Origin of the sequence: Rhodoferax sp. OV413 (assembly GCF_900104385.1) — a bacterium.
Lineage (GTDB): Bacteria > Pseudomonadota > Gammaproteobacteria > Burkholderiales > Burkholderiaceae_C > Rhodoferax_B.
On sequence record NZ_FNJA01000001.1, the window covers coordinates 1,414,192 to 1,438,114 of the forward strand.

Genomic DNA, 23,923 nt, shown 5'->3' on the forward strand with positions numbered 1-23,923 from the left:
AGATTTTTTTCTCTGTCTTTGGAAGCATTTGTCAACGAGCCTACCGCAACTACTTATGCGGCGCTTGGAATGCCAGGCATGGGTATGAAGCCCTTCAGGTGTTTCATGCGCTCAATCCAGGCGACTACGTTTTTGTATGGTGACAAATCAATTCCACCTTCACCAGCCAATGCCGTGTAAGGGAAGCAAGCAATGTCGGCGATTGTGGGACGCTCCAGCTCCAGGAATTGACGATTGGCAAGATGGTCGTCCATGATCTTGAACACACGATTGGCACCTGCATGGAGCTTCTCGATATCCATGGGGTAGTTCAGAACCTTGACCAACCGCGCACCGGCAGCGTTCATGATTTCACCGCCACCAGTGGAGAGCCATTGGGCAATCTGCCCCTGTGCTTTCGCGTCTTTGGGAAACCACGATCCTGAAGGATCATATTTGCCTGCGATATAGATCAAGATGGCTTGTGCATCCCGCAGGCGCAGGTCTCCATCCTCAAAAATTGGAATTTCACCGAAGGCGTTCAAAGCCAGATAGCTTGGGTTCTTGTGCTCCTTATTCACAAAGTCAACTTTCACAGCATCGTAGGAGACACCGAGAATGTTCAGAAAAAGGCGAATCTTGTAGCAACTACCAGAGATATCGCAGTCATAGAGTTTTGGCATAGTCATTTCAGGGTTGTAGTTAAAGGGAACTGGTTTCGGCTGTGCACGATTCAGCCAGGGAGCGGTAGTGGTGCTTCAGGTGATCGGCAATAAAACTTTGAATGAAGTAGTAGCCGTGGTCATATCCGGTGTGCTTTCGCAGTGTGAGTGGCTGGTTGACGGCTGCACAGGCCTCGTCAAACAGATCAGGATGCAGTTGGTCTGTTAGGAACTTGTCGGCTAGGCCTTGGTCGATCAAGATGCCATGCGGATATGGCGGCTCAGATTGCAAATGCATGAGAGCGGTTGCGTCATGTCCCCTCCAAGATGTGCGGTCGGAGCCTAGGTAATGGGTGAAGGCTTTCTCACCCCATGGGCACTGAGTAGGGGCGCAGATCGGTGCAAACGCTGACAAGGACTTGAACAGGCCCGGGTACTTGAGCGCCAAAGTCAGCGCGCCATGCCCTCCCATCGAATGCCCCAAGAGTCCAATCCTTTCGCCATCGACTGGAAATGCTTGCACCAACAAGGGCAGCAATTCATGAACGAGGTAGCTTTCCATACGCCAGTTCGTTGACCAGGGTGCTTGGGTCGCATCGATGTAAAAACCAGCGCCGATGCCAAAGTCCCAGCTATCGCTGGCTCCCGGCAAGGCTTGCAGCGCTGGGCTCCGCGGGCTTGTGTCCGGCGCAATCAGTGCCAAACCTAACTCGCTGGCTAGGCGCTGCGCCCCAGCCTTAGTAGTGAAGGTCTCTTCGTTGCAGGTCAGACCCGCAAGATAAAGCAGCGCAGGCACACGGCTTTCCGTCGCCTGCGGAGGCAGGTAAACCGAGAACTTCACCGGCAAACCGATTTCGATCGAGTCATGTTGAAAGAAGCCCTGCACGCCACCAAAACAGTTGTGCTCGGAAATAGTAGTCAGCATGTCCATCAGAACAGCACCACACCCCGGATCGATTCACCACGCTTCATCAAGTCAAAGCCCTTGTTGATGTCTTCCAGCGGCATGGTGTGGGTGATCAGCGGGTCGATGCTGATCTTGCCCTCCATGTACCAGTCGACGATCTTGGGCACATCGGTGCGGCCGCGGGCGCCGCCGAAGGCCGAGCCTTCCCATTTGCGGCCGGTGACCAACTGGAAGGGACGGGTGCTGATTTCAGCCCCGGCTTCGGCCACGCCGATGATGATGCTGCGACCCCAGCCCTTGTGGGTGCATTCCAGCGCCTGGCGCATGACTTTGGTGTTGCCTATGCATTCAAAGCTGTAGTCGGCGCCGCCATCGGTCAACTGGACAATCGCATCGACGATGTTGCCACCCGCGGCTTCGATGTCCTTGGGGTTCAGGAAGTGGGTCATGCCGAAGCTGCGGGCCATGGCTTCGCGGGCGGGGTTCAGGTCGACACCGATGATCTTGTCGGCACCGACCATCTTCGCGCCCTGGATCACGTTCAGGCCGATACCGCCCAAACCAAACACCACCACATTGGCACCGGCTTCCACCTTGGCGGTGAACAACACCGCGCCGATGCCGGTGGTGACGCCGCAGCCGATGTAGCAGACCTTGTCAAACGGGGCATCCTTGCGGATCTTGGCCAGGGAGATCTCGGGCGCCACGGTGTAGTTGCTGAAGGTACTGGTGCCCATGTAGTGAAAGATGGGCTGGCCACCCAGGCTGAAGCGGCTGGTGGCGTCGGGCATCAGCCCTTTGCCCTGGGTGCCGCGGATCAGTTGGCACAGGTTTGTCTTGCGCGAAAGGCAGAACTTGCACTGGCGGCATTCGGGGGTGTACAGGGGGATGACGTGGTCGCCCTTCTGCAATGTCGTGACGCCGGGGCCTACATCGACCACGATGCCCGCGCCTTCATGGCCGAGGATGGCGGGGAAGATGCCTTCGGGGTCGGCGCCACTGAGGGTGTAGTAGTCGGTGTGGCAGATGCCGGTGGCTTTGATCTCGACCAGCACTTCGCCGAACTTGGGGCCTTCCAGGTCCACGGTTTCTATGGTCAGGGGGGTGCCGGCTTTCCAGGCGACTGCGGCTTTGGTTTTCATGGTTTAGTGTTCCGTATGGTTTAGGTTGAAATATGCGAATGGCTAGATGCCGTGGAGAAACCAGCCTCCGTCGACCAACATGTCGGTTCCAGTCATATAGCTCGCCATGGGCGATGCCAGGAACAGCGCCGTGTTAGCGATTTCGTAGGGCTCAGCTTGTCGGCGCAGAGGGATGTTGTTCAACACACCACTGTCCTCCAACTGCCGAAATAGCTCCGGCTTGAGATTGCCTGGTGTCGCGGTCAATCCCGGAGAAATGGAATTCACACGGATATCGTGGGGGGCAAGTGCAATCGCAAGATTGCGCGTCATCGCAATCACTGCGCCTTTGGAGGCGTCATATGCGCAATGGTTGGCCATAGGCTTATGCGCACATATCGACGACAAGTTGATAATCGCGCCACCGCCTCCCTGCTGCTTCATCCGCCGCCCAGCAGCACGCGCACCAAAGAACATTGCCTTGGTGTTGACGGAGAACATTCGATCCCAGAAGGCCTCGTCTATTTCGTCTATCGGCCGTAACGGGTAGATGCCGGCGTTGTTCACGAAAGCATCAACAGATCCATGCGCGCCAATGGCCACATCGATCAGGGCTTCAAGGTCCTCCTCACGGGTCACGTCAGTGCGAACATAGCGCACGTCGAAGCCTTCGTCTGCGAGGACTCCAATACGTCCGGGCTGGATATCTCCAACAACCACAGAGGCACCCGCCTCGGCAAAGCGGCGCGCTATAGCAAGCCCGATGCCGTCGGCCCCGCCTGTCACCACAGCAGTCTTGCCGCTGAAATCAAGGAGGTCCGACAATGGAACATACGGCCGCTGTTGGTAAGAAGGCTGTTTACGCATGGACTGAGTCACGTTAGGTCTAGTAGATGGATCGGACGATTCCACCGTCGACACGCAATGCAGCACCATTGATCGCACTGGCTCGCTGACTGCACACGAAAGCGACCAAATCTGCGACTTCGACTGGATCGATGAGACGAGCAATAATCGAAGTGCTACGGTTTTCAGCAACGAAGCGCCGTTCAGCCTCTTCATACGACAGTTCCGGAAACAAGCCCTGCACAAAGGTACGCACACCCTCTGTCCGCGTCGACCCTGGAACAACAGCGTTTACCGTAACGGCAGTTCCCTTGGTCAGTTCCGCCAATACGCGGGAAACCGAGAGCTCCATGGCCTTTGAGGCGCTGTAATGCGGCAACTCCGGCGCAGGTGCGATCGCGGCCTCACTCGCCAGAAAAACGATACGGCCACGTCCTTGCTTCAGCATGCCCTGGATGTAGTGCCGGCTCAGCCTCACACCGCTCATGACATTGACGTCGAAGGTCTCCAGCCACTGCGCGTCGGTCGTCTCCGTAAACGGAATGGCTTCATAAATACCGAGGTTGTTCACAAGGATGTCGACAGCGGGCAGCAAGGCGATGGTCTCGCCGCAGCCTCGCGCATCGCCATTGTTGGCCACGATGCCTTCCAGGCGGGCGCCGCTTACGCTAGTACGTATGTCGTTGATGGCGGCATCCACCGCTTGCACGGTCCGTCCATTCACGTAGACAGTAGCGCCTTCACGCGCCAGTGTTCTGGCGATTTCTCGCCCGATGCCACCTGTAGACGCCGTCACAAGGGCGTGCTGGCCATTTAGTCCGAGATCCATGATCTTTTACTTTCAAAGTTAGACAATTGGAGAAAGACGTTCGAGCTATCAACCGTCGAATCGGGGGGCACCGTTGTGCGCTGTCAACCCACCGTCGACAGGTAAGTTGACCCCGCTAATAAACGATGCGTCATCCGATGCGAGGAAGGCTACGGCTGAGGCAACCTCCGCTGGCTCTGCAATGCGGCCCATGGGATAGGCCTTGGCGAAAGCCTCATCGACTTGATTCGGATCAAGCTTGGCAATCGCCGCTTCAAACATGGGGGTTCTGACCGAACCTGGGCACACCGCATTCACCCGAATACCAAACTTCGCGAGATCCAAGGCCATACTGCGCGTTAGATGGGTCACGGCGCCCTTGCTAGTGGCATAGGCTGCCTGGCCAAAATCCCCCCCTAAACCAGAAATCGATGACAGGTTGACAATCGCAGTTGGACGGCCAGCTGCTTTGAGCAACGGCAGTGCAGCAAGCGAAAGCCGCATCGTGCCGTCCACATTAACGGCCATGAGATTGCGCCACTGCCCCATGTCTGTGTCTTCGAAGCTGCCTCCATAGTGGATTCCCGCGTTATTCACCAGTACGTCGAGGCGTCCGTGCAGTGCGCGGACCTCTTCAACGATCTGGAGAACCTGCGCCTCGCTCGTCACGTCCAATTCGACTGCCGATGCGACGAAGCCTTTGGCATGCAATGCGGAGACAACGGCGAGCGCTGCCGGATAGTCACGATCTGCAACAAGCACGATCGCGCCCTCTTGCGCAAGCCGGGCCGCTATAGCCGCGCCAATGCCTGAACCGGCACCGGTGACCAGCGCGACGCGTTGATGAAACCGATCCATCTTGCAGTTCCTCACACAAACTTGGTTACGCCACCATTGATCGCCAGCTCAACACCCGTGATGAAGTCCGCCTGGTCAGAAGCAAGAAACAGCACCGCTGCAGCGACGTCCTCAGGTCGTCCGAGACGGCCCGAGGGAATGTTTGCGGTTTTCAAGAAGATATCGATGGCCTCCTCCCTGCCGGAACCATATTTGGCAGCCAAGGAGTCCAGGAATCCTCCGGGGCGGTCCCACAAGGCTGTACGGACATGGGCTGGTGAGACGACGTTCGAACGCACGCCCTGTCCGGTGAACTCGGTTGCCAAGATCTTCGACAACATCAAGATCGCTGCTTTGGAAACGCTGTAGTCCGGCAAAAGCGGGTGGGGAATGCGTCCGGTCTCAGAGGCACAATGGATGAGGGCACCACGTTTGCGTTCCAGCATATGGGGCAAGACCGCGCGGCTCATGCGTACATAGCCCATCAGATTGAGGTTGAAGGTCGCTTGCCAGTCCTCGTCGCTGATCTTCAAAAAACCATCCCGTGCGGTCGCAACACCAGCGTTGTTGAAGAGAATGTCAATCTGGCCAAAGCGCTCCAAGGCCTCGCGCGTGAGCAGTTCAGCAGCAGTCGCTTCGCGCATATCCACCTTCACCGCGTGCAAGGCATCGTTCGGTTGCGCGGCAAGTGCTGAGATGTCCAGGTCGGCCGCAACCACCCGCACGCCCTCGGCAAGAAATTGTCGCGTCGTTTCGAATCCGATGCCGGCGCCCGCACCAGTGACGATCGCTACTCGGCCGCTCATACTTTTATCCATGTTTATCTCCGTTTAGTTATCAGGGAATGATTCGTTCGTGGCGCAACTGGTCGAATAGATCCAGGAACGAACGCTGTGTGTCCTGGAAGCCCAGGAAGCCGAAATTCCGGCTCTTGTTCATGTCGTTAACGCACTCCATGGGACGGCCAAGATCCAGATCCGTATGCCAAGCGGACGCCAGCTCACCAAGACGGTTTGGCTGCAGGCGCTGCGTCTGCACAAGCAGCTCCCAGAGTGGCTCCATGTCCGCCATCTGTTGCTGCAATGGCACCGGTGTGCCTGGATAGGGTGCGGCATCAATGCCAAAGTAGCCGCCTATGGCTCCCCAGAGTCTTTGCCAGCGAAAAACATCACCATTGGCCACGTTGAATGCCTCATTGCGGGCCTCTGGCGTAACGGCTGCCCATGCAATGTGCCTGGCAAGGAGCCGGGCATCTGTGACATCCGACAGGCCTGCGTACTGCACGGGTGATCCAGGAAAGATGAAGGGCCGTCCAGTAGCCTTGCAAACCGAGGCGTATACCGCCAAGGTGACGCCGATGTTCATCGCATTGCCCACCGCGTAGCCGACGATGGTGTGCGGACGATGAACGCTCCATCCATAGCCGTGGCGCTCCGCCAATTCGAATACAACGTCTTCCTGGACGTAATAGAAGTTGTCGATGGGTAGGCGTGGCTGGTCTTCACGGAACGGTGTCTCCGGCTTGTTCCGCGCATACATCTCGAACGGGCCTAGATAGTTCTTCGTGCCCGTGACCAAGGCCACATGCTGAACAGCAGCATGCTTGGCACCACAGACTGCCTGCAGAACGTTACGCACCATCGCACCATTGACTCTGCAGTTCTCAACCTCACTGGACATTCGGGTCCAGGTGCAAAAAAAGACATGGGTGATGGGTGTCTCCGCAAGTGCGTTGCGCGTTGCCTCTGCATCAAGCACATCGACTGCGATGTGCCGGAGTTGCGCTAGACCTTTTGGTGGTTTACGGGAAATCCCATGGACCTCCCAGCCCCCTTCGGATAGCAGCTGGCGTGCGAGGTTGCTTCCCACGATTCCAGTGACGCCAACAATAAGTGCACGTTTTATAAACATGAGAAATCCTTCCCAATCAGATGAAAAATAGGGCCAGTGGTCAAGCCACTTGCTTTCGGCTGTACAGCCCCACCATGACGAGAATGACCAAGCCATAGGAGATCTGCTTAACCGCTTCAGGCACCCGCAGGAGCGACAACATGCTGCTCATCAAGGTGATGAGTAGGACGCCGGCAACCGTTCCGCTGTAACGTCCCCGCCCACCCAAGATGCTGGTGCCGCCCACAACCACCGCGGCGATGCCCGGCAGCAGGAAGGGGTCCCCCATGCGCTGGTACGACTGGCCTGCGTAGCCCGCCAGAAGCAGCCCTGCCAGCGCACTGCAGATACCGGATGCAACAAAGGCCCCTAGGATGACCTGGCGTGTGTTGATCCCCGACATGTGGGCGGCGATCTCACGTGTGCCAACGGCATAGATGTAACGCCCCATCAAGGTCCGCCGCAAGACCCAGACAATGGCGATGGACACGACGATCCATACCAAGACCGCATTGGGAACAACTCCGAAAATCTTGCCCGATCCAAGAAGAGCCATTCCCGGGGAAGGAGCGCTGGACACAACAGTATTCCCCGCATAAAAGGCCACGGCACCAAGCAGAATAGTGTTGACCGCCAGCGTCCAGATCAGCGAAGGAATGCGCAGGTACGCGACCCCTACCCCGTTGAGCAATCCTATGCATGCACCAGCCACGAGTCCTGCAAGTGGTCCAAGCTCTGCCCAGATGCCGCCGTGTGCACGGGCAACCGACGTGGAAACAGTGGCTGCCACAGTCAGCGTCCAAGGTACAGAAAGGTCGATATGCCCAAGCAGGATGACCAGCGTTGCACCTGCGGCGATAACCCCTAAAAAGGCACCACTCTGCAGCTGCAGAAGCAAATACGTTGGCGAGAAATACTGGCTGTTAATGGCTCCGCCTAGTAGCAGGAGCGCCACGAGCGCCAGCAGGACGGCACCGGTTGGTGTCTTCAGTTGATGTTGCATTGGCAAAGGAATCATTTGAATATCTCCAGACGGTTGCGGATACGCAGCAGGCGAACGGATCCCAGGGCTACAGCGCAAATCAATACCAATCCTTCAAATAAAGGTTGCGCTAGCGGTGGTACACCGGTGAAGAACATCAAGCTGCCGATAGTGCGGAGCATGAAAGCCCCAGCGATCGTGCCGACCACACTGGCGACGCCCCCGCTAAGTACGGTGCCACCGAGCACTACAGCGGCGACGGAATTCAGCGTGTAAGGAAGACCTACAGAGGCGTCTCCACTGGCCGTCTGGAAGCCGAGGAAAAGACCGGCCATTGCGGCGAACAGACCAGCCACTGCATAGGCCACAACCTTTGCTTTATCGATCGAGAGTCCAGACATATAGGCCGCCTGCTCCGCGGAACCCAGTGCGAATAAAGTGCGTCCAGTTAAGGAACGGCGAAGCGGCTCCCAAACAAGAATGACGACAACAGTTAAGGCAATCAGCGAAGTGGGGACGAGATCGCCCAAAGTGCCAGTCATGGTGTCACTTAGGCCCGCGCTGACCTCTCCGCCCGGTGTCGGCCTCACCAACAGTGCGATTCCGGTATAGATCGTACCTGTCGCCAATGTGGCAACAATCGGCTGAATCCGCGCATAAACAATGATCAGCCCGTTTACCGTTCCACACGCCGTCCCCACTAGCAGCACGGCGGCCACTCCCAGCGCCACCTGGATAGGATCACCCTGCACCAGCTCCGACGCCACGCAGTTGCTCAAAGCCATGATGGCACCGATGGAGATATCTATACCACTGGTCAACACCACAATCGTCTGACCAATCGCGACCAATGCCAGGGCGACGCCCTGGTTGGACCACGCTGTGAGTACGGTTGGCGATACCCCACGCGGGTGAATCATCAGAAAGGCGACCAAGAGTCCCGCCAACAATGCTAAAGCCAAGAGCGTCCTGGCGTTGTGCCGCACATAGAGGGTTGTATTTCTCATGCTGCGCACTCCCAGTTCTTAACGCTCGCCGAACTGTCATTCGCCGGTGCATGGCCGAGCCCACGCAGTTGCTCCAAGTTCATGGCATGCATGAGTATTTTTTCCTCGTTCAGCTCACTACCTGCCAACGATGCCCGAACCTTGCCGTCGTACATCACCAAAACCCTATCGCACAGACCAATCAGCTCATCACAGTCCGTGGAATAGAACAAGATCGCGAGGCCCTTCGCGGCAAGATCGCGAAAGAGGCGATAAATTTCCTGCTTGGTCCCGACATCTACGCCGCGCGTAGGATCCATCAGCAGCAGCAACCGCGGTTCCGTCGCCAGCCATTTCGCAAGCACGACCTTCTGCTGGTTGCCACCCGAGAGCGTTGAAACAGCGATCCCGGTATCCGGCGCTTTAATCTGAAGCGTCTTCACCAAGTTGCCTATCAGCGCCATTTCCTCGTCATGATCGACAACACCCCAGTGGCTAACTCGGTCTAATGCCGCAATACCCAAGTTATCGTGAATTGACTGCGCCAACATCAAACCCTCGGTTTTTCTGTCTTCAGGAATCAGTGCCATACGGTATGCGTGATGCTTACCTCCACGGGGACCACTTGGTGCTGCGGGCTGCTCGCCAACACGGATATCGCCCCGTACGTCCCGCAGTAGACCGCCTAGCGCGAGCATCAGCTCACGCTGGCCCTGGCCATCCAATCCACCAAGGCCAACGATTTCGCCTGGACGCACTGAAAGGTCAACCCCTTTGAGTTGGGTTCCGAAGCGCAGATCGCGCACTTCAAGATAGGGCCTAAATGCAACCGCTGGGGGTAAAGGTTTGGCAGGATAGACCTGCGCAATGGGGCGTCCGATCATGAGACGGACGATTTCCTCGTGTGGCTTCGATCCCGCGGGAAAGGTGCTCACATGCTCACCATTACGGAACACGGAACAGGTGTCCGCAAGCGCATCGACTTCATGCATACGGTGCGAAATAAAGAGCACGCAGGTACCTTCATCACGCAGTCTACGCAGCAGGCGCATCACTTTCTCCACATCCTCGGCTGTTAATGCGGACGTCGCCTCGTCAAGAATCAATACGCGTGGACGGCGAATGACGGCCTTGGCGATTTCAACGATCTGACGCTGTGAAAGTGGCAGATCGATGCAACGCTCCTGCAGATCAATCTGTCGGTCACAACCGATCTGGGCCAGCGCCTCGCGGGCGAGTTCGCGCTGCCTGCGGCGATCTATGAGTCCGAAGGCATTTCGCGGCGGATTGGCGAGGCATATGTTGTCGGCTACGCTCAGGTGCGGAACCAAAGACAGCTCCTGAAATATGCAGACAATGCCCTGATCCAGCGCATGTAGAGGACCAGACATGCTCAGTTCAGCCCCATCTAGACGAACCACACCGGAGTCAGGTCGCACGACACCGGCCAGCGTCTTCATCAGCGTGCTCTTGCCAGCGCCGTTTTCTCCGAGAATGGCGTGAATGGAGCCGCTGGCGGCTTGGAAGGACACGTCGTTCAGCGCCGTGATGCCTCCATACCGCTTGCTCACCCCTATCAACTGCAGGTAGTTCGTATTCACACGTATCTCCACTTGGGTGGTTCGACTAGGTTGTCCAAAATCCTGCTCTCAGTTGTTGTCGGGGTTGAACTTGTTAATTTCGTCAGGGGTAAAGCTGATTCCACAGCTGCCGTAGCTGGACACCGTTTCATAGCTGTCTGGGAGGTCCGGGAAGTAGTTGACGTTTGCCTTCATATCCTTGGTCAAGACGTTAGGAGTCGGCAGGTTCACGAGAGAGGGCAAAGCTTTCCCTTGCAGCAAGGCGATAGCCGCATTCATGGCAACAGGGCCCTGGCCAGGGGATGTGGACACAGAAATGCCTGGAATCTTCTGATCGACCAAGGCTTTGACAAAGCCGTTCTCTGCGTCGCCCCCGACCGGGACCGGCGGATGGTTTGCGGCTTTCATCGCGCTAGTCACACCCCGGCAACCGTGTTGGCACACCACGGCATCGAACTTCCCGTTGACGGCAATCGCATCAGCGACGACTTTCTGGACCGTTCCGGTATCCCAGTTGCCAGTTACTTCGACGACCGAAATGTCCTTGTACTGGTCGAGAATCTTGCGTACACCCGCGTGGCGATCGCGATCGGTTGAATTTCCAGGGAGACCGCGAACTTCCAGTACCCGCCCCTTTTTCACAGGCATCAGGTCGACAACGGCCTTGGTCTTGATGTCGCCCTCGAACTCGATCCATTCGGGTGTGATCCGCACCACATCAGGGCTGTCCACCGGGTTGTCGAATGAGACCAGTACAGTGCCAGCCTTTTTCGCACGGCGGATGACCGCATCGAACGCCTTGGGATTGACGGCGATGAACGCGATGGCGTCGTAGCCTGCCTGTATGAAGTTGTCGATGGCCGCGATTTGGCTGGCGACGTCCGCCCCCGTGCTGACAACCTTCAGCTCCTTGATGTCCTTCGCAACATCAGGTCGAGCAGCCCAGGCGCGGGTTTGCTGAATCATCTGCATCCGCCATGGAATACCCGTATGCCCGTTGACCAAGGCCACACGATAAGGACCCTTGCGTGCCGGATAGCTGATGGTCGATGAAACCCCTGCGGCAGGCTTGTAGCAGGCGGGCATAAAAGTATCCGCTGCATGGGCGAGTGATGCGGTTGCAGCCAAGGCCACGGTCGTGATGAGTGGCAAGGTGCGAAGCAGGTATTGGTTCAGCTTGGGGGTCATGGTTTGTCTCCGGTTTTTTTAGAAAGGCAGTGGAAAAATTGAGTCGCTAGGCGACTTCATGGGCGGGAAAATTCATTTCAATCGTCACCCCTGACGGGTCTTCGAAAAAGACCTGGTGCAACCCAAGGCCAGGCACGGTGCGCTCCCGAAAAGCGATCTCATCACGCTCCAGGCGTGCTCTGAAACCTCGAACGTCGGTTGCAATGAAAGCGAGATGATCAATCGCACCGGTCCCGGTCGCATCAGCCTTGTCGCCCAGGTAGTCGAGTAAACCCTGCGGGCTGTCTAGATCTACCCCAATGAGGTGGACCACGCCAAAGTCCGCTTCGTCCGCACCGTTGTAGAGCCACGCACCCGGAAAGTTGAAGGCTGGTCGGAAGCCCTCACGCAGCCCCAATACCCGTGTGTAAAAACGCACGGCCGCCTCGAGGTCCGCAGTTCGTACGGAATAGTGGCCCAGTTTTGAGATGGACATTTTTCAAACCTTTAAATGATCGATTGATCAATAGTAATTTTAAAAAAACAGTTTTTCCATATGGTTTTCCCTAATCCCCCCGTGCTCGCATCGGGCTCCACAATTTGTCTACTGCCATTGAATAGCAGTTCTTCTGGGCTACTTTCCAGAAGGAATCTCCTCTGAAATCGCACGTAATCGGCAAGATCGCCTAACATGCACCCACACAACTTTTCTTCTTACGCGTTAGTAGAGAAAAGGCCTAAGAAAAATAATGTTCAATTGATCATCAATGAAAAATAAAACCATTGCCGGTGTTGCGCAATCGATAGCGGACGTAGTTGCTGTGGAGGCAGTGGCTCCGGCTGTGCGCCGTCGCCTGGCACCGGAGGACCGCGAACATTTGATCGTTCAGAAAGCCATCGCTTTCTTTGCAAACCATGGCTTCGAGGCGAGCACGCGAGACCTCGCCAAAGAGCTGGAGATCACGCAGTCACTGCTCTACCGCTACTTCCCGACGAAAGATGCGTTGGTGGAGCGTGTATATGAGGAGATCTTTGTTCGGCGCTGGAATCCGGAATGGGAGGAGTGGCTTGCGGACCGCTCTATGCCGCTGGGAGATAGGCTCAAAAAGTACCTACAAGACTACGCACGCTTCATTCTCCGTAGCGAATGGGTACGCATCTTTATGTTCGCAGGCCTCACGCGCGGAGGGATCAACCAAAAATACCTTTCTCGGCTGCGGGAGCGACACTTCAAGGTGATTGCCCGCGAGATGCGGCACTCCTTCAGCATTCCTGACCCCGCAAATGCCCAGGAAGAAGAGGACGAACTTGAGCTGGTTTGGGCCATGCACTCCAGCGTCTTCTACATCGGGGTCCGCAAATGGGTCTATGAGCAACCCGTCCCCAAAAACCTGGATCGGGCCATTGCCTTCCGCGTGGATGCGTTCCTGGGTGGTACCCCCGCTGTGCTGAAAGAATCGCGCAGCGATCGCGCTTAGGTCAAGGCTCAATCTTCACGGTTTCGTACAGGAAATCGAGTACTACACGAACCCTGGCAGGCAACTCCAGTCCAGGCCCCACAAAAACCGCGTGGACGGCCTCGACATCGCCTGGATTGAACTGTTCTAGCAATGGAATCAATCGCCCCGCAGCGAGGTCCTGGGATACGTGGAAGTGGGCGAGACGAGCAATACCAACCCCTTCAAGCGCGAGCATACGCATAGTCTCGCCGTCGCTGACTTGCAAATTTCCCAGAGGTACCACGGCAGCGCGACCACCTGCATCGGTGAATGGCCATGTCCGGGTGTGACGGGAAAATCCGAACTCCAGGCAGTTATGCGCCGCAAGGCTAGCAGGCTCGGTCGGAACTCCATGGCGCAAGAGATATTCTGGCGAGGCCACCACCACGTACCGACTGGAACCCAGATCCCTGCTGACCAAGCTCACGTCTTTGAGCGGCCCAGTTCGGATGGCAATGTCAGTTTTTTCCTCCCGCACATTTACGACCTGATCACTTAGCACGAGGTCAAGGCGGATATCGGGATAGCGCTGAAGCAACGTGGGAACGAGAGGAATAAGGCAGTGCCTTCCGAACGGCACATTTGCGTTGACGCGAACCTTGCCTCTCGGTGTCGATGTGCGAGATGCTTCCCTTTCGGCTACCGCCATCGATTCCAGAATTTCCTTGGCACGGGCTTCAAAACTGGCCCCCTCTGGGGTCAAATAAATTCCGCGTGTCGAACGAACTAAGAGACGTGCGCCAAGGCGCGCCTCCAGCCGAGCGACCAACTTGCTCACGGCCGACGGAGTCATGGACAGCCGCCTTGCCGCCGCAGAGAAATTCTGGGACTCCACGACCTGCACAAATACTTCCATCTCAGCAGAACGGTTTATTTCCTGGCGACTCATGTGAATCTATTTCATAGTTGTTGTTCCAATTGGTAGTCTAGCGCGCATAACGGGAACCCCATAGAGTTGTCGTCATTCGTCAACAAGGAGTTCCACATGCTATTTACCCCCCATAAATTTGGTCGACTTACGCTCGAGAATCGCGTTGTTATGGCCCCCATGACCCGTTCACGAGCAGACCAGCCCGGCGACGTGCCCAACGCGTTGATGGCAACCTACTATGCGCAGCGTGCGAGTGCTGGCCTGATCGTTAGCGAAGGAACCCCGATTTCAGAGGTAGGTAGAGGCTACTCGATGACCCCAGGTATTTACTCACCAGCCCAGGTGGCAGGCTGGAAAAAGGTAACCGATGCGGTACACCGCAATAACGGGAAGATCTTTGTACAACTATGGCATGTGGGCCGTCGCTCCCATTCGTCAATTTCGGGGTTCACGCCGGTATCTGCTTCGTCAGTCAAGGATCCGGACAAGGTCTACGGGCCCCTTCCAACCGGTGGTTTTGGAATGATTGAGACTGAAAAACCGCGCGCAATGACGCTCGCGGATATCGAGGACACCATCGAAGACTTTGTGGCGGCAGCCGAAAACGCCATGGAGGCCGGTTTTGACGGCGTGGAGCTGCATGCGGCTCACGGCTATCTGATTGACCAGTTCATGCGGCTTGGGAGCAACACCCGGACCGACGTCTACGGAGGTAGCCAGGAAAAGCGGATTCGCTTGCTTGTGGAGATCACCGAAGCAGTCGTGAGTGCGATCGGTGCGGACAAGGTCGGGATTCGTGTATCGCCATTCGTGACAGAGGGCTATGCGGAAGAGGATCTTGAGATTCCTGCGGTGACATTGAAAGCCCTCAAGGCATTGGCGCCCTTGGATCTAGCCTATGTCCATTTTTCGGAAAACATTTCGCGGTATACCCCCATGCCGGAAGAGTATCGAAAAAGCGTCCGCGAGATCTATCGTAACCCGATCATGGTGGCCGGTAAATACACGCATGAAACCGGACGGGCAATGCTGGAAAGCGGACTCGCCGATCTCGTCGCATTTGGCCAGCCCTTCATCACAAACCCTGATTTCGTTACACGAATCCAGCAGGGGCACGAACTCACGCCGGTGAACTACGACGCACACGCGACGTTCTATGGCGGGGATGGAAAAGGTTATATCGACTATCCAGCGCATGCGACTACCGGTTCGGCTTTGGTCTAGTCTGCCAAGTTAGCACGAAGGCTGCTCAACATCGTGAGTAGCGTTGGTGGCACGTCATTCAACTGGCGTGCAATGGACTACCCCCAGCAGGTGCCGGCAGTTTGAACTGCCGGCACCTTATTAAACTCTAGTGCGCAAGTTCAGCGAATAACTATCGAGGGCCCCATCGCCCGTTCGATGCCGGCGCCAACCGTAGCTACCGTTTAGCCAGTGCTTTGATGACCTTGGCATGCGTTGCCATGACGCGCTTCGCGGCGGCCATTACCCCCCTGATCCCTCTTTGCCTGTCAGGTCCATGTGCACCGGGCGCACCGGCTCCCGCTGCTCCTTAAGAACTAAGCCATACGTTTTCTTCATGATGGACCTACTGGATGTGTTGGGTTGTGCTTGCGCGCCATAGTGGATGCCAGAGCTGAAATGCACATACAAATGGAATGCCGTCGGTCACCGAATCCGCCAGATCGGTTCCTTGAATTTCACCCACTCCCTGTAGCCCGCCCTCAACGCTCTGGCATCGGCCAAGGCATGGTGAGGGAGAAGTCCGTCCGTGTAGATGCCCGCTTGTGCATGCTCAAATACGGGATGGTTAATGGTCGTGCGTCCAAGCAGCCGCATTTCAGCAACTTTGGATGGAACCAGCTGATCGCCTTTCATTGCTAGGGTCTCCGTGAGCAAAACGCCGTCGCCAGAATAGTCAAAGATGACGATCGCTGGCTCCGGTAAAGCTTGGAGCCAGGCATGGATCCGAAAGGCCAATTCGACGCGGCTGCAGGCGGCACCCGCCACGCGACCCAGCTGGGGTAATACGTTCTCACGAACGAAATCGCTACAGCCCTCGGCCGCGTAGTCGTTCCGCTCAACGTAGAGCTCCCTACCGTCGTCGGCCGCTAGTGCAAGGCTGATCAAGTCCGGCTTCTTGCCAAACCCTGTGAATTCGGTGTCAAGGAATACAAGCACGATTGAGTCCTCAGCTGTTCTCAAAGGTCACGGCCCATACCTGGTAGCCGGCATTTTGCGCCCGGGGCGCCCCTGTTCATATAGGCCTCGCTTCCGTCAAAACTGAAGTGGGAAACCTCGCCGGCAAAGTTTTTGGTGTCCGAACGTGGACGCACACCCCCAGGAGCTCACGCAGCTCATGGCGGATAGCAAAAATGCTAAAAGATGTGGTCTTCGGCGTTGGATCGATCAAAATCTCCAGGTCACCTTCCTCGCTGGCATCATCCCCAGGACCATGGCCGATGGCGCGTGGATTAGAGGCGTGGTGCGCCCCCACAATGCGATGAATGTGGTCGCGGTAAATTTTCACTGCTTCTGACGGTCTCATTGATTCAAAGGCGAGTTCCGCCAGTTGCGCTGCTCCAAGCACGATAGCCTGCCATCAACGCGCGGGCATCTGCAAGGGCATGGTGGATCGGAAGTTCTTCCGTATAAGCCGCATGCGCAGCGGCCTCAAACGCCGGATGTGCGAAAACCGAACTGTCCACAAACAGTTGCTTCCCGAAGGCACCAGGCGGATCTTTCTTAGGCCTGCCCAGCAAGGCTAGGGCCAGCAAATGCCAGTCGTGGTGCGAATCAAAAACGAATGTCGGTGGCTCTGGAAACTGCGCCAACCACTCTCGCAAACGGTGGGTCAGATCCATGCGGCTGCAAGTTGCACCGGGGATCCGACCCAAAAGCGGCAATACCGTTTCCTGTACAAAAAGGCTGCAGTCCTTCGCGTGGAAGTCGTTTCGCTCACTGTAGAGCCCCCTGCCGTCCTCGGTCACCATCCCGACGCTGATCAGATCGGGATACGTTAGCCGCGTGAATTCGGTGTCCAAAAAAATCAGCATGCTTCGGATTTCCTTAGGTTTTCCAGCTTCGAGACCAGCTGCGCCAGTGCGGCAGGGTCCGACAGTCCTAAATTGCCGTCCGTGTGTACTAGTTTGTCCTGGTCTTCGACAGTCCAGCCTTCAGGCTGATCGTCCACAGCGACCCAATGGGTCAATCCTGCGCGCCCAACGTATCGCTTGATTTGCTGGTACCGCGTTGCCTGGTCGTACCAAGTGAATCGCATGCGGAATCCTGCCAGCGGCGCGGCCATGGCGCTGTGCCAGGTCGCGCCGACGACGTGCGCGCGCAGCGCAGGCGGCAGCCAGTCACGGGCGCGGCTGTACGACAGCTCTCTTGCCCAGCTCGTGCTGAGAACGATCTTCACCTCGGGGAAGTCAGCCAGGACTTCAGTCAGCAACGGCGCCCACATGAACAACTCACCGTCCCCCTTTAGCATGGGGCGGCCATTGATCAAATATGCCGCATCGGGGTGCAACACGCCATCGAAATCCAAAAACAGTGTCATGTGTGCGCCTGGCTCCTTCGATCGTTGGTATGTGTACCCGCTGCCATCGCTTGAAGCGGGCTCCTCATCGCAATCTTCATGATGAGTTGCCGACCGCCAAAGTCCAGAACTCCCGCACTGTGCAATCCTGCAACGAAGTCGGCACCATCGAGATCTTGGAACACCAGACCCTCCGCTCTATCGATCGGCTCCCGCACCCGCCAGATTGAACCGACCTCGCGGCTTGACCACCGGCCAGTGGCGGAACTCCACGGCGGCACGATACAAACTAATCCAACCAGTGTTTTGCCGTCAGCGTGTTCGAGCCGATCTACAAGATCACGATCTGACGACACGCCCCAGGTTGCGTGCCGTGCGGCATCGCCGGATCCAACGAGGAAAGTCGCCACGAACCAGGGATGGGAATAGGTCAAACGGAAGGCGAGCCAATGTTGGGCACCCAACGCCACCAAGGCCTTCGGAAATGGAAATGCGAGCTCGGGAACGGTTTCAAACATGGGATCGGACTCGCGAAAATGGGCTTCGATGCAAAGAATATGGCTGCGTTATATAAAACGCGTAAATTATGCAAGCCCATCCTCATAAGTGCTCCGAGATTGGGGATACACGACCCCGAGGCCTGTGGATAGATTCGCTTTCGGAATACGGGCCAATCTGCGCTACGGTGTCTGCCCATGGTGCCCAATGCTTAAGTCTCTACACAGTCGACACAATGACGTTTTCCTAGGCCTGCTGCGAAGCAGGCGTGAATTGCTGCGCCTGCGTCAGTTGGATCTGGCGACGCGCCTTGGCCGTGGCCAGGCGACCGTCAGCAAGGTGGAACGTGGCACGCGTCGGCTGGATGTTGTAGAGCTTTGGGCTTGGCTGAACGCCATGGACATCGACTTCGTCGAGTTTGTCCGGGAGCTAGACCAACGACTGAAACTGCACTCCGTGCCAGAGGCTAGGTTCAGAGCGGGCAGCCATCGGATTGCACCCGTAACGCGCAGGAAAAGGCGGAGCACGGACGGCTAGCGCTCTACGTCGAACGATCCGTCCAATGCGTCCGTTTGGTCGCTGGATAGCAATCTGAGCGTTTATTCCGGTCAACAAAGCCCGCCAAAACACGGAGGTTTGAAATGAGTAAACCAGCCCCGCCGCCTGATTTCCAGTCTTGGCTCGACTACGCAATCGCGACTATGGACATCGGAGGTGCATGCCTGGAACACATTTTTAGTGAGGACGAGGCGCCATTTCAGGACGATATCCGAGCTGCAGCCCAGGAAGAACTTGACCACCTCCGAAGCAAAGCAGCCATGCCGTGGATCGGTATTCTGGAGAACTGGCAGATGGCACTTTCAAAGAAGCTAGGGCGCTCCGCCGAAGACGTTCTGGAAAACAACCTAGTGGCGACGGATTTTTCAGATGACGGTGTCCATGTCCAATTTCAAGATGGCTCCGATCTGACGTTTCGGCGGGCGTTTTACGTAGGCGCAACACCCGCTGAGGGAGCCATTTATCGTGTCGCAGTGTTTACGGAGCATTGCGGATACCACGAGTTCTGGATCGGACCAGGGGACCGGATTTCGGCAACGTCAATATCTGGCGCTTCGTACACACCCTCCGACTAAGACTTGGCATGGGATTCCATGACATCAGTCGGTGGTGAATTTGGAAGCCCTGAATTCGACAAACTGATGGACGAAGACACGCAGAAATTTGCGTCAGACTTGGCCCGGTGGATCCAACACAGCAGCGCCTCACATGTGGCTCTGCAACTGGAGGAGGACGAGGCAGCAGACGCACGCAATGTCCAACTTGCATTGCATGAGCTCGGGCAAGACGTCACCATTGACGTCGCCGCTTCGGTTTGGAAGCAATTTTCACACAATCCTTGATGGCAACCTGGATGTCGGGCGCGGAAACGGTTCAGTCGGCGGCCAGAACAATATATCTAAATTGCCCAAGAGATCAGTCGAACCACGAATTTTGAACGGCGGCTGACCGACCGCCCGAATCGTGAGACTAGCCTGCCCGGAAGCTTGTACTGGTGAGGATCGCCCCTGCTCGATCTCACTGCATCAACTTGCGGCGACTCCAGTACTTGGGGAAAAAAAGTATTGTTCTGCGTTTTAAATAACGTGGCCTGAAAAGGACGAAAACGAGACGCTTGGGCTGATGCCCTCCCGTCTTAAGAACTCTCCCCCCGCTCGCGGCAGACCACCGGGTGCAAGAAGCTTTGATGCCAACGTGGCCTCGGCCTTCGGTTCAATCGTGCGGGAAGATCGTTTGGCCGCGGGAATATCGCAGGAAACTTTGGCGCATTTTGCTGACGTCGAACGGTCGTACCTTGGGAGGATCGAACGAGGGGAAAGTCAACCCACCTTGTTTGTTGTACTGAAGATTTGTTCGGCCCTAGGTAGCGACAGCGGGAGCGTAGTTAGCCGGGTCGAAGATTTCATGCGACGGGGAAATCGGTCAGCTTTATCTAAATCAAAGTAAGCGGATGCTAGGTGACCAAGCGCCAAGTGTTGCAGTCAGTTTGACCAGGTGGGCCGGAAACACTTGACCAACCAAGTTACAGAATTGTCAGTGCTTCTAAGGGCCCTATGACAAATGGCTCTGATCAAAGAAAATCGGTAGAGTGCTCACACCCCATAGACAGAGCTGGTAGGTCCAACAATAGCAACAATTTTTTGGATAGCGGTCACGTAGCCGATCTTATAGATCACACGCCCCTTGGCATTCAAAACTCGTCCATGATCGTCTTGTGTCCACCCTTCATCCTGCATCAGCTTGTCGCTGATAGAGTGTCGCAGCGCTTCGCTCTCTGAGTCGGTGAGGCCGGTGGAAGCCGGCAGGATCTGGATCGTATCCCTGGGTTGGCTCGCACTCGTGATTCTCTGGTCGATCACCACTTCGGTGTTCGCCTTCAGCAAGTTCACTTCGCCCCGCAGCTTCCTGTTTTCAGCCAGCACCGCGCCCATGACGGCGCGCACAGCTGGATCGGGAATCTTGTCGAGAACAGCATAAACAGGGTTCTCGTTGAGCTTGCGTACCTTGCGGGTTGCAACACCGGTATGGTCAGCCCATGCTTTGATCAGACCTTTGAAGTCATCGCCGGTCTTGTTATGAATGGTTGATTTGACCGGTCCACCACGCTCCTGCGCGATCTTGGAAATCATCGCCACCGAAAAGTCTTTGCTGCCGCGCTCGTGCTGCTCCCGGCACACGGCATGGATGATGTCGAGATTCTTGATCTTGCGCGGCGTTGCGCTGGCCTTGAGTTGCTCCAGTAGTTCATCAGGGTGCATCGTTGTCTCCATGAGGTGCGTGCAATACGCGTTCGGCACGCACGGCATCAAGGACTTCACGGGCGGGCGTTCCGGCGACCTTCTCGGCGAGCAGATCCAAGGTTTCGTCGACAATGCCTAAATCGCGCAGCCGACGCGAGCCTTCCACGTACTCCAGTGCGCCCTGGAGTGAGCCAGTGCGCGCCTGAATAAGTTGCATTACGGCATTGCCCACCGCCAGTTGTTGCGTGGGGTCCAGTCGGAAAAAGACCGGCGGCATTTTGTTGAATTCGAGCATGCAATCCAGTAGTTGACTGCGCCTTAAAACCGGTTTACGGGCATCGATCTCCGGGTAGATCACGGCGTTTTCGCAGAGGACTTCGATGTGGTGCAGTTCCGAGGAGGTCTCGGTGAGGGCCACTTTAATGTCGCGCATTTCGCCGACCGCCACCAACTGCACCCCGTCCTTGTTCGCGTCCTGCATGATCTCCAGCGAACGCGCGATCAGGTAATAGGTGGCCTGCATGTCGTTGACCAGCATTCCCATCGCTTCCGCCTCCGCTTCGTAGCGTTGCGAGAGCCGTTCCAGCTCGCGGGTTTCGGTGAACAACTGCCTGCCACGCTCACAATCAGCACGCCGGTTTTCCATCAAGGTGACTTCTTCGTGCAGCTCGTTATGGCGTTCAGAGCGTTCGTACGCCTCGTAGCTGACGGCGTGGAAATGCGCCTGCAGGCCCGGCAGGAAGGCGGGGCCAGTCAAAAAGAAACGGCAACGCACGCAGTTGCGCTGCTGCGGGTAGCCAGAGACGGGGGCATAGAATTTTTCAGCCAACCGCATCGTGATTTCCTCCCCTCCGACGTCACACATGGAGCCACCGACCGGACAGATGCCCTTGTCCTCGAAGACGAAGGTGGCCGCCGACTTCTGCCCTATAGCACTACGCAGGGCATCGACGCTCACGCTGGCGAAGCGCTGGCTGACCTGTTCCATCGTGGCATCCATTAAGAAGCGCCGATGGTTGGACTCGTCCGCCGCCAATACATTGCGCTCGGCAGCATTCAGCACCTCCTTCATATAGGCGTGCCCGAATTTGGTGTAGTAGAGAGTCATGATGATGCGGGCATGCCCGGCGATCAGCTTGGAGACTATGGCGATGGGTAACTGCAGATCCAACACTAGATAGCTGATCAAGGATACCCGCAGTGCATGTGGAGGATAGTACGTCGTTGTTGAAGTGGAATGATCCACAAACTGGATGGGCGTGCCGTCGTCCAGCGTCTCGCCACGCTGTTCAAGGCGGGCAAGGAGCAAATACCAGGGACGATCGAGCGCGCCCTGTGTCAGAGGCTTTCGCCGATCAGTGCCTTCAGAATTAGCAGCCGCGTCGCGGAACAGAAAGCAAGCGGTGCCGCGAGCTTCCAGCACCGCGGGGTGGGGCGGGGTGCGACCGAAGTGCTTGGCTTCCAGGTCGCACCACTTTGTCGGTGTACTGATCGGGTTGTAGCGCTCCTGCCACCGACGCAATTTTTCTAGCCAATACAGCACCGTCTCGTGGGCCCAGGGAATGACATAGCCTTTGGCGTTCTCCGGCTTGTTGATATCCGCGGTTTTGTTGGTGTTGATGAACAGGCCTGCGCCGGATTCGTTAGCGCTGCGGTGGAAAACGCCGCGTTGGTAGGGACGCGTGATGCTGCCGGTGGCGAGAGGACTATCGTTCAGCACGAAGCTGCCGCCTTGCGCACCGTGCACATAGCGCCAGGTGTCGGCTTCGCCGGAGTCCAACATACGTACCTGAGACGTGCGCAGCGGCAGCTCCAGTTTCACGTAGAGCGCCACAGCGCGTACCGGCGACCAGATCTCGGTCACGCGGGGCGGGAGCACAAGTACTTCCTGTTCGTACTTGGTCGTATAACGCTCGCGCCACACGCAGTCCGGGTCGTCGACGTTAACGAGGTGGGGAAACACTAGCAACCAGTCCCCACTGCGGCCCCCTCCCTCCAGCGCCTGCTGCGCCCAGACCCAATCTCGGAAATTCGGCCCCTCGGCCAGCATCCTGCGCATTTCCTTGATGTAGCGGATCGAAAGGGAGGATTTGGTGGTTTCCGAGGGTCTGGCGATTCCGGACTTGGACAGTCGCACCACGGGATTGTGCAGTTCGTACGGCACGATCCGGGGCCCGTGATCGTCCTCAATGGAGAGTTTTGCAAGGAGCGCCCAGTCGATGAAGTCGACGACATAATTATTGAATCTAATGTCCGCAGCGCTAAGCGAACCGACTGACCCTTTCGATTTGACCTTGAGCAGCACTTCACTGCAGTTCGGTTTGGGGGTGCTTCGGGTCAGAAACACCATGGGATGGCGTGATAGATCGCAGCCCAGGATGTAGTGAATCAGAAACTTGTCGACAGCCATGCGGCGACCGGCCACATCTGCCTTCTGAGCGCCCAACCACTCAGCAGCGAGCTCCTGCCAATGCAGCATGCGCGAATCAAGGATCAGAACGTGCGCGAACGTGAGGTCTGACTGCTGGCCAGTTTGCTTGGCTCGAAGACGCGAAAAAGGATTTCTCAGTTGGATGGGTACCACCCGATGACCAGCGGCATCGGGTGGTGCCAGTTTCGTGCGGAGAACCCAGTCGAGAAAATCGAATATCTTGTCGTGCAGTGCTTTTGCTCCCCCTTCGCTTTTCGAGTCCAGCTGCAGCGTTGCCCAGAGGTCGGGCAGCTGGATGCCGGCGTCAAACAGGGTTGCAGGGTGCTTGTTCAGTGACTGAGCGTGTAGGTAGCGCAAGAAAAAGGCGCGGAGCGCAGCGGTCGTGTTGCTTGTGTGTTTTTGCTGCGTGTACCACTCGGCGACCAGCACCCGCCAGTCCTCGAAGGCCGGATCGAGGGCCAGCAGGAAGCGGAACTCTGGCTCGAAGTTTTGGTCGGTCCCTTTGATTCTTTTTATCATC

General features: G+C 56.8%; 26 protein-coding genes. 6 read left to right on the forward strand and 20 right to left on the reverse strand.

Going from position 1 to position 23,923, the window contains the following annotated elements; all coding sequences use genetic code 11:
* Positions 1 to 53: 53 nt before the first annotated feature.
* The 13 genes from BLT66_RS06485 to BLT66_RS06545 are packed head-to-tail and all read right to left on the reverse strand — an operon-like array spanning position 54 to position 12,261.
* The gene (locus BLT66_RS06485) at positions 54 to 662 is read right to left on the reverse strand and encodes a glutathione S-transferase family protein (RefSeq protein ID WP_092756766.1); all 609 of its coding nucleotides are present in this window, start codon (positions 660 to 662) and stop codon (positions 54 to 56) included.
* A 19-nt stretch (positions 663 to 681) separates the two neighbouring features.
* Positions 682 to 1,572, reverse strand: a complete 891-nt coding sequence (fghA, locus tag BLT66_RS06490; RefSeq protein WP_176954979.1) for an S-formylglutathione hydrolase — start codon at positions 1,570 to 1,572, stop codon at positions 682 to 684.
* Complete coding sequence (locus BLT66_RS06495; protein WP_092756767.1) at positions 1,572 to 2,690, reverse strand: S-(hydroxymethyl)glutathione dehydrogenase/class III alcohol dehydrogenase; 1,119 nt, start codon at positions 2,688 to 2,690, stop codon at positions 1,572 to 1,574. The genes fghA and BLT66_RS06495 overlap by 1 nt, the downstream gene beginning before the upstream one ends.
* Positions 2,691 to 2,732: 42 nt before the next feature.
* Positions 2,733 to 3,536: an SDR family NAD(P)-dependent oxidoreductase gene (locus BLT66_RS06500; protein ID WP_092756768.1), complete on the reverse strand. Its 804-nt coding sequence runs from the start codon at positions 3,534 to 3,536 to the stop codon at positions 2,733 to 2,735.
* A gap of 19 nt (positions 3,537 to 3,555) precedes the next feature.
* The gene (locus BLT66_RS06505) at positions 3,556 to 4,344 is read right to left on the reverse strand and encodes an SDR family NAD(P)-dependent oxidoreductase (RefSeq protein ID WP_092756769.1); all 789 of its coding nucleotides are present in this window, start codon (positions 4,342 to 4,344) and stop codon (positions 3,556 to 3,558) included.
* Between the two features lie 48 nt (positions 4,345 to 4,392).
* On the reverse strand, positions 4,393 to 5,181 hold the full coding sequence (locus BLT66_RS06510) for a meso-2,3-butanediol dehydrogenase (protein WP_092756770.1): 789 nt from the start codon (positions 5,179 to 5,181) through the stop codon (positions 4,393 to 4,395).
* 11 nt (positions 5,182 to 5,192) lie between these two features.
* Positions 5,193 to 5,978 (reverse strand): SDR family NAD(P)-dependent oxidoreductase, encoded by a 786-nt coding sequence (locus BLT66_RS06515; protein WP_092756771.1) that lies wholly within the window; start codon positions 5,976 to 5,978, stop codon positions 5,193 to 5,195.
* Positions 5,979 to 5,997: 19 nt separating this feature from the next.
* Positions 5,998 to 7,167, reverse strand: coding sequence for an SDR family oxidoreductase (locus tag BLT66_RS06520; RefSeq protein WP_369821578.1), 1,170 nt, complete (start codon positions 7,165 to 7,167; stop codon positions 5,998 to 6,000).
* Positions 7,112 to 8,068 (reverse strand): ABC transporter permease, encoded by a 957-nt coding sequence (locus BLT66_RS06525; protein WP_092756773.1) that lies wholly within the window; start codon positions 8,066 to 8,068, stop codon positions 7,112 to 7,114. Before BLT66_RS06525 ends, BLT66_RS06520 begins: the two co-directional genes overlap by 56 nt.
* Positions 8,065 to 9,039: an ABC transporter permease gene (locus BLT66_RS06530; RefSeq protein ID WP_092756774.1), complete on the reverse strand. Its 975-nt coding sequence runs from the start codon at positions 9,037 to 9,039 to the stop codon at positions 8,065 to 8,067. Before BLT66_RS06530 ends, BLT66_RS06525 begins: the two co-directional genes overlap by 4 nt.
* Positions 9,036 to 10,619: a sugar ABC transporter ATP-binding protein gene (locus BLT66_RS06535; protein WP_255406792.1), complete on the reverse strand. Its 1,584-nt coding sequence runs from the start codon at positions 10,617 to 10,619 to the stop codon at positions 9,036 to 9,038. Before BLT66_RS06535 ends, BLT66_RS06530 begins: the two co-directional genes overlap by 4 nt.
* 48 nt (positions 10,620 to 10,667) lie before the next feature.
* Positions 10,668 to 11,786, reverse strand: a complete 1,119-nt coding sequence (locus BLT66_RS06540) for a sugar ABC transporter substrate-binding protein (protein WP_092756775.1) — start codon at positions 11,784 to 11,786, stop codon at positions 10,668 to 10,670.
* Positions 11,787 to 11,832: 46 nt separating this feature from the next.
* Positions 11,833 to 12,261 (reverse strand): VOC family protein, encoded by a 429-nt coding sequence (locus BLT66_RS06545; protein ID WP_092756776.1) that lies wholly within the window; start codon positions 12,259 to 12,261, stop codon positions 11,833 to 11,835.
* A gap of 271 nt (positions 12,262 to 12,532) precedes the next feature.
* Here BLT66_RS06545 and BLT66_RS06550 point away from each other — a divergent pair, with 271 nt between their 5' ends.
* Positions 12,533 to 13,243 (forward strand): TetR/AcrR family transcriptional regulator, encoded by a 711-nt coding sequence (locus BLT66_RS06550; protein WP_092756777.1) that lies wholly within the window; start codon positions 12,533 to 12,535, stop codon positions 13,241 to 13,243.
* A 1-nt stretch (position 13,244) separates the two neighbouring features.
* Here BLT66_RS06550 and BLT66_RS06555 read toward each other — a convergent pair whose 3' ends face one another.
* Positions 13,245 to 14,153 carry a LysR family transcriptional regulator gene (locus BLT66_RS06555; RefSeq protein ID WP_092756778.1) on the reverse strand — a complete coding sequence of 303 codons (909 nt, stop codon included), beginning with the start codon at positions 14,151 to 14,153 and terminating at the stop codon, positions 13,245 to 13,247.
* A gap of 96 nt (positions 14,154 to 14,249) precedes the next feature.
* On the opposite strand from BLT66_RS06555, the gene BLT66_RS06560 reads away from it, so the two are divergent.
* Positions 14,250 to 15,359: an alkene reductase gene (locus BLT66_RS06560; protein WP_092756779.1), complete on the forward strand. Its 1,110-nt coding sequence runs from the start codon at positions 14,250 to 14,252 to the stop codon at positions 15,357 to 15,359.
* 444 nt (positions 15,360 to 15,803) lie between these two features.
* Here BLT66_RS06560 and BLT66_RS06565 read toward each other — a convergent pair whose 3' ends face one another.
* The 4 genes from BLT66_RS06565 to BLT66_RS06585 all read right to left on the reverse strand — a co-directional run bounded on the left by BLT66_RS06565 (position 15,804) and on the right by BLT66_RS06585 (position 18,194).
* The gene (locus BLT66_RS06565; RefSeq protein ID WP_092756780.1) at positions 15,804 to 16,316 is read right to left on the reverse strand and encodes a hypothetical protein; all 513 of its coding nucleotides are present in this window, start codon (positions 16,314 to 16,316) and stop codon (positions 15,804 to 15,806) included.
* A 371-nt stretch (positions 16,317 to 16,687) separates the two neighbouring features.
* Complete coding sequence (locus BLT66_RS06575; protein ID WP_092756782.1) at positions 16,688 to 17,191, reverse strand: hypothetical protein; 504 nt, start codon at positions 17,189 to 17,191, stop codon at positions 16,688 to 16,690.
* Positions 17,185 to 17,697, reverse strand: coding sequence for an HAD domain-containing protein (locus BLT66_RS06580; protein ID WP_092756783.1), 513 nt, complete (start codon positions 17,695 to 17,697; stop codon positions 17,185 to 17,187). Before BLT66_RS06580 ends, BLT66_RS06575 begins: the two co-directional genes overlap by 7 nt.
* Positions 17,694 to 18,194 carry a hypothetical protein gene (locus BLT66_RS06585; protein WP_092756784.1) on the reverse strand — a complete coding sequence of 167 codons (501 nt, stop codon included), beginning with the start codon at positions 18,192 to 18,194 and terminating at the stop codon, positions 17,694 to 17,696. Before BLT66_RS06585 ends, BLT66_RS06580 begins: the two co-directional genes overlap by 4 nt.
* Positions 18,195 to 18,381: 187 nt before the next feature.
* Between BLT66_RS06585 and BLT66_RS06590 the strand changes: the two genes are divergently transcribed.
* The 4 genes from BLT66_RS06590 to BLT66_RS06605 all read left to right on the forward strand — a co-directional run bounded on the left by BLT66_RS06590 (position 18,382) and on the right by BLT66_RS06605 (position 20,178).
* Complete coding sequence (locus tag BLT66_RS06590) at positions 18,382 to 18,711, forward strand: helix-turn-helix domain-containing protein (protein ID WP_092756785.1); 330 nt, start codon at positions 18,382 to 18,384, stop codon at positions 18,709 to 18,711.
* 104 nt (positions 18,712 to 18,815) lie between these two features.
* On the forward strand, positions 18,816 to 19,307 hold the full coding sequence (locus BLT66_RS06595; RefSeq protein WP_092756786.1) for a hypothetical protein: 492 nt from the start codon (positions 18,816 to 18,818) through the stop codon (positions 19,305 to 19,307).
* A 3-nt stretch (positions 19,308 to 19,310) separates the two neighbouring features.
* Complete coding sequence (locus BLT66_RS06600; protein WP_143029150.1) at positions 19,311 to 19,574, forward strand: hypothetical protein; 264 nt, start codon at positions 19,311 to 19,313, stop codon at positions 19,572 to 19,574.
* Positions 19,575 to 19,854: 280 nt separating this feature from the next.
* Positions 19,855 to 20,178: a helix-turn-helix domain-containing protein gene (locus tag BLT66_RS06605; RefSeq protein WP_092756788.1), complete on the forward strand. Its 324-nt coding sequence runs from the start codon at positions 19,855 to 19,857 to the stop codon at positions 20,176 to 20,178.
* Between the two features lie 146 nt (positions 20,179 to 20,324).
* Here BLT66_RS06605 and gmtX read toward each other — a convergent pair whose 3' ends face one another.
* Entirely contained in the window at positions 20,325 to 20,990 is a 666-nt protein-coding gene (gene gmtX, locus BLT66_RS06610) for a gamma-mobile-trio protein GmtX (protein ID WP_218922561.1), read from the reverse strand.
* The gene (locus tag BLT66_RS06615) at positions 20,980 to 23,922 is read right to left on the reverse strand and encodes a gamma-mobile-trio integrase GmtZ (RefSeq protein WP_092756790.1); all 2,943 of its coding nucleotides are present in this window, start codon (positions 23,920 to 23,922) and stop codon (positions 20,980 to 20,982) included. Before BLT66_RS06615 ends, gmtX begins: the two co-directional genes overlap by 11 nt.
* Between the last annotated feature and the right edge of the window lies 1 nt (position 23,923).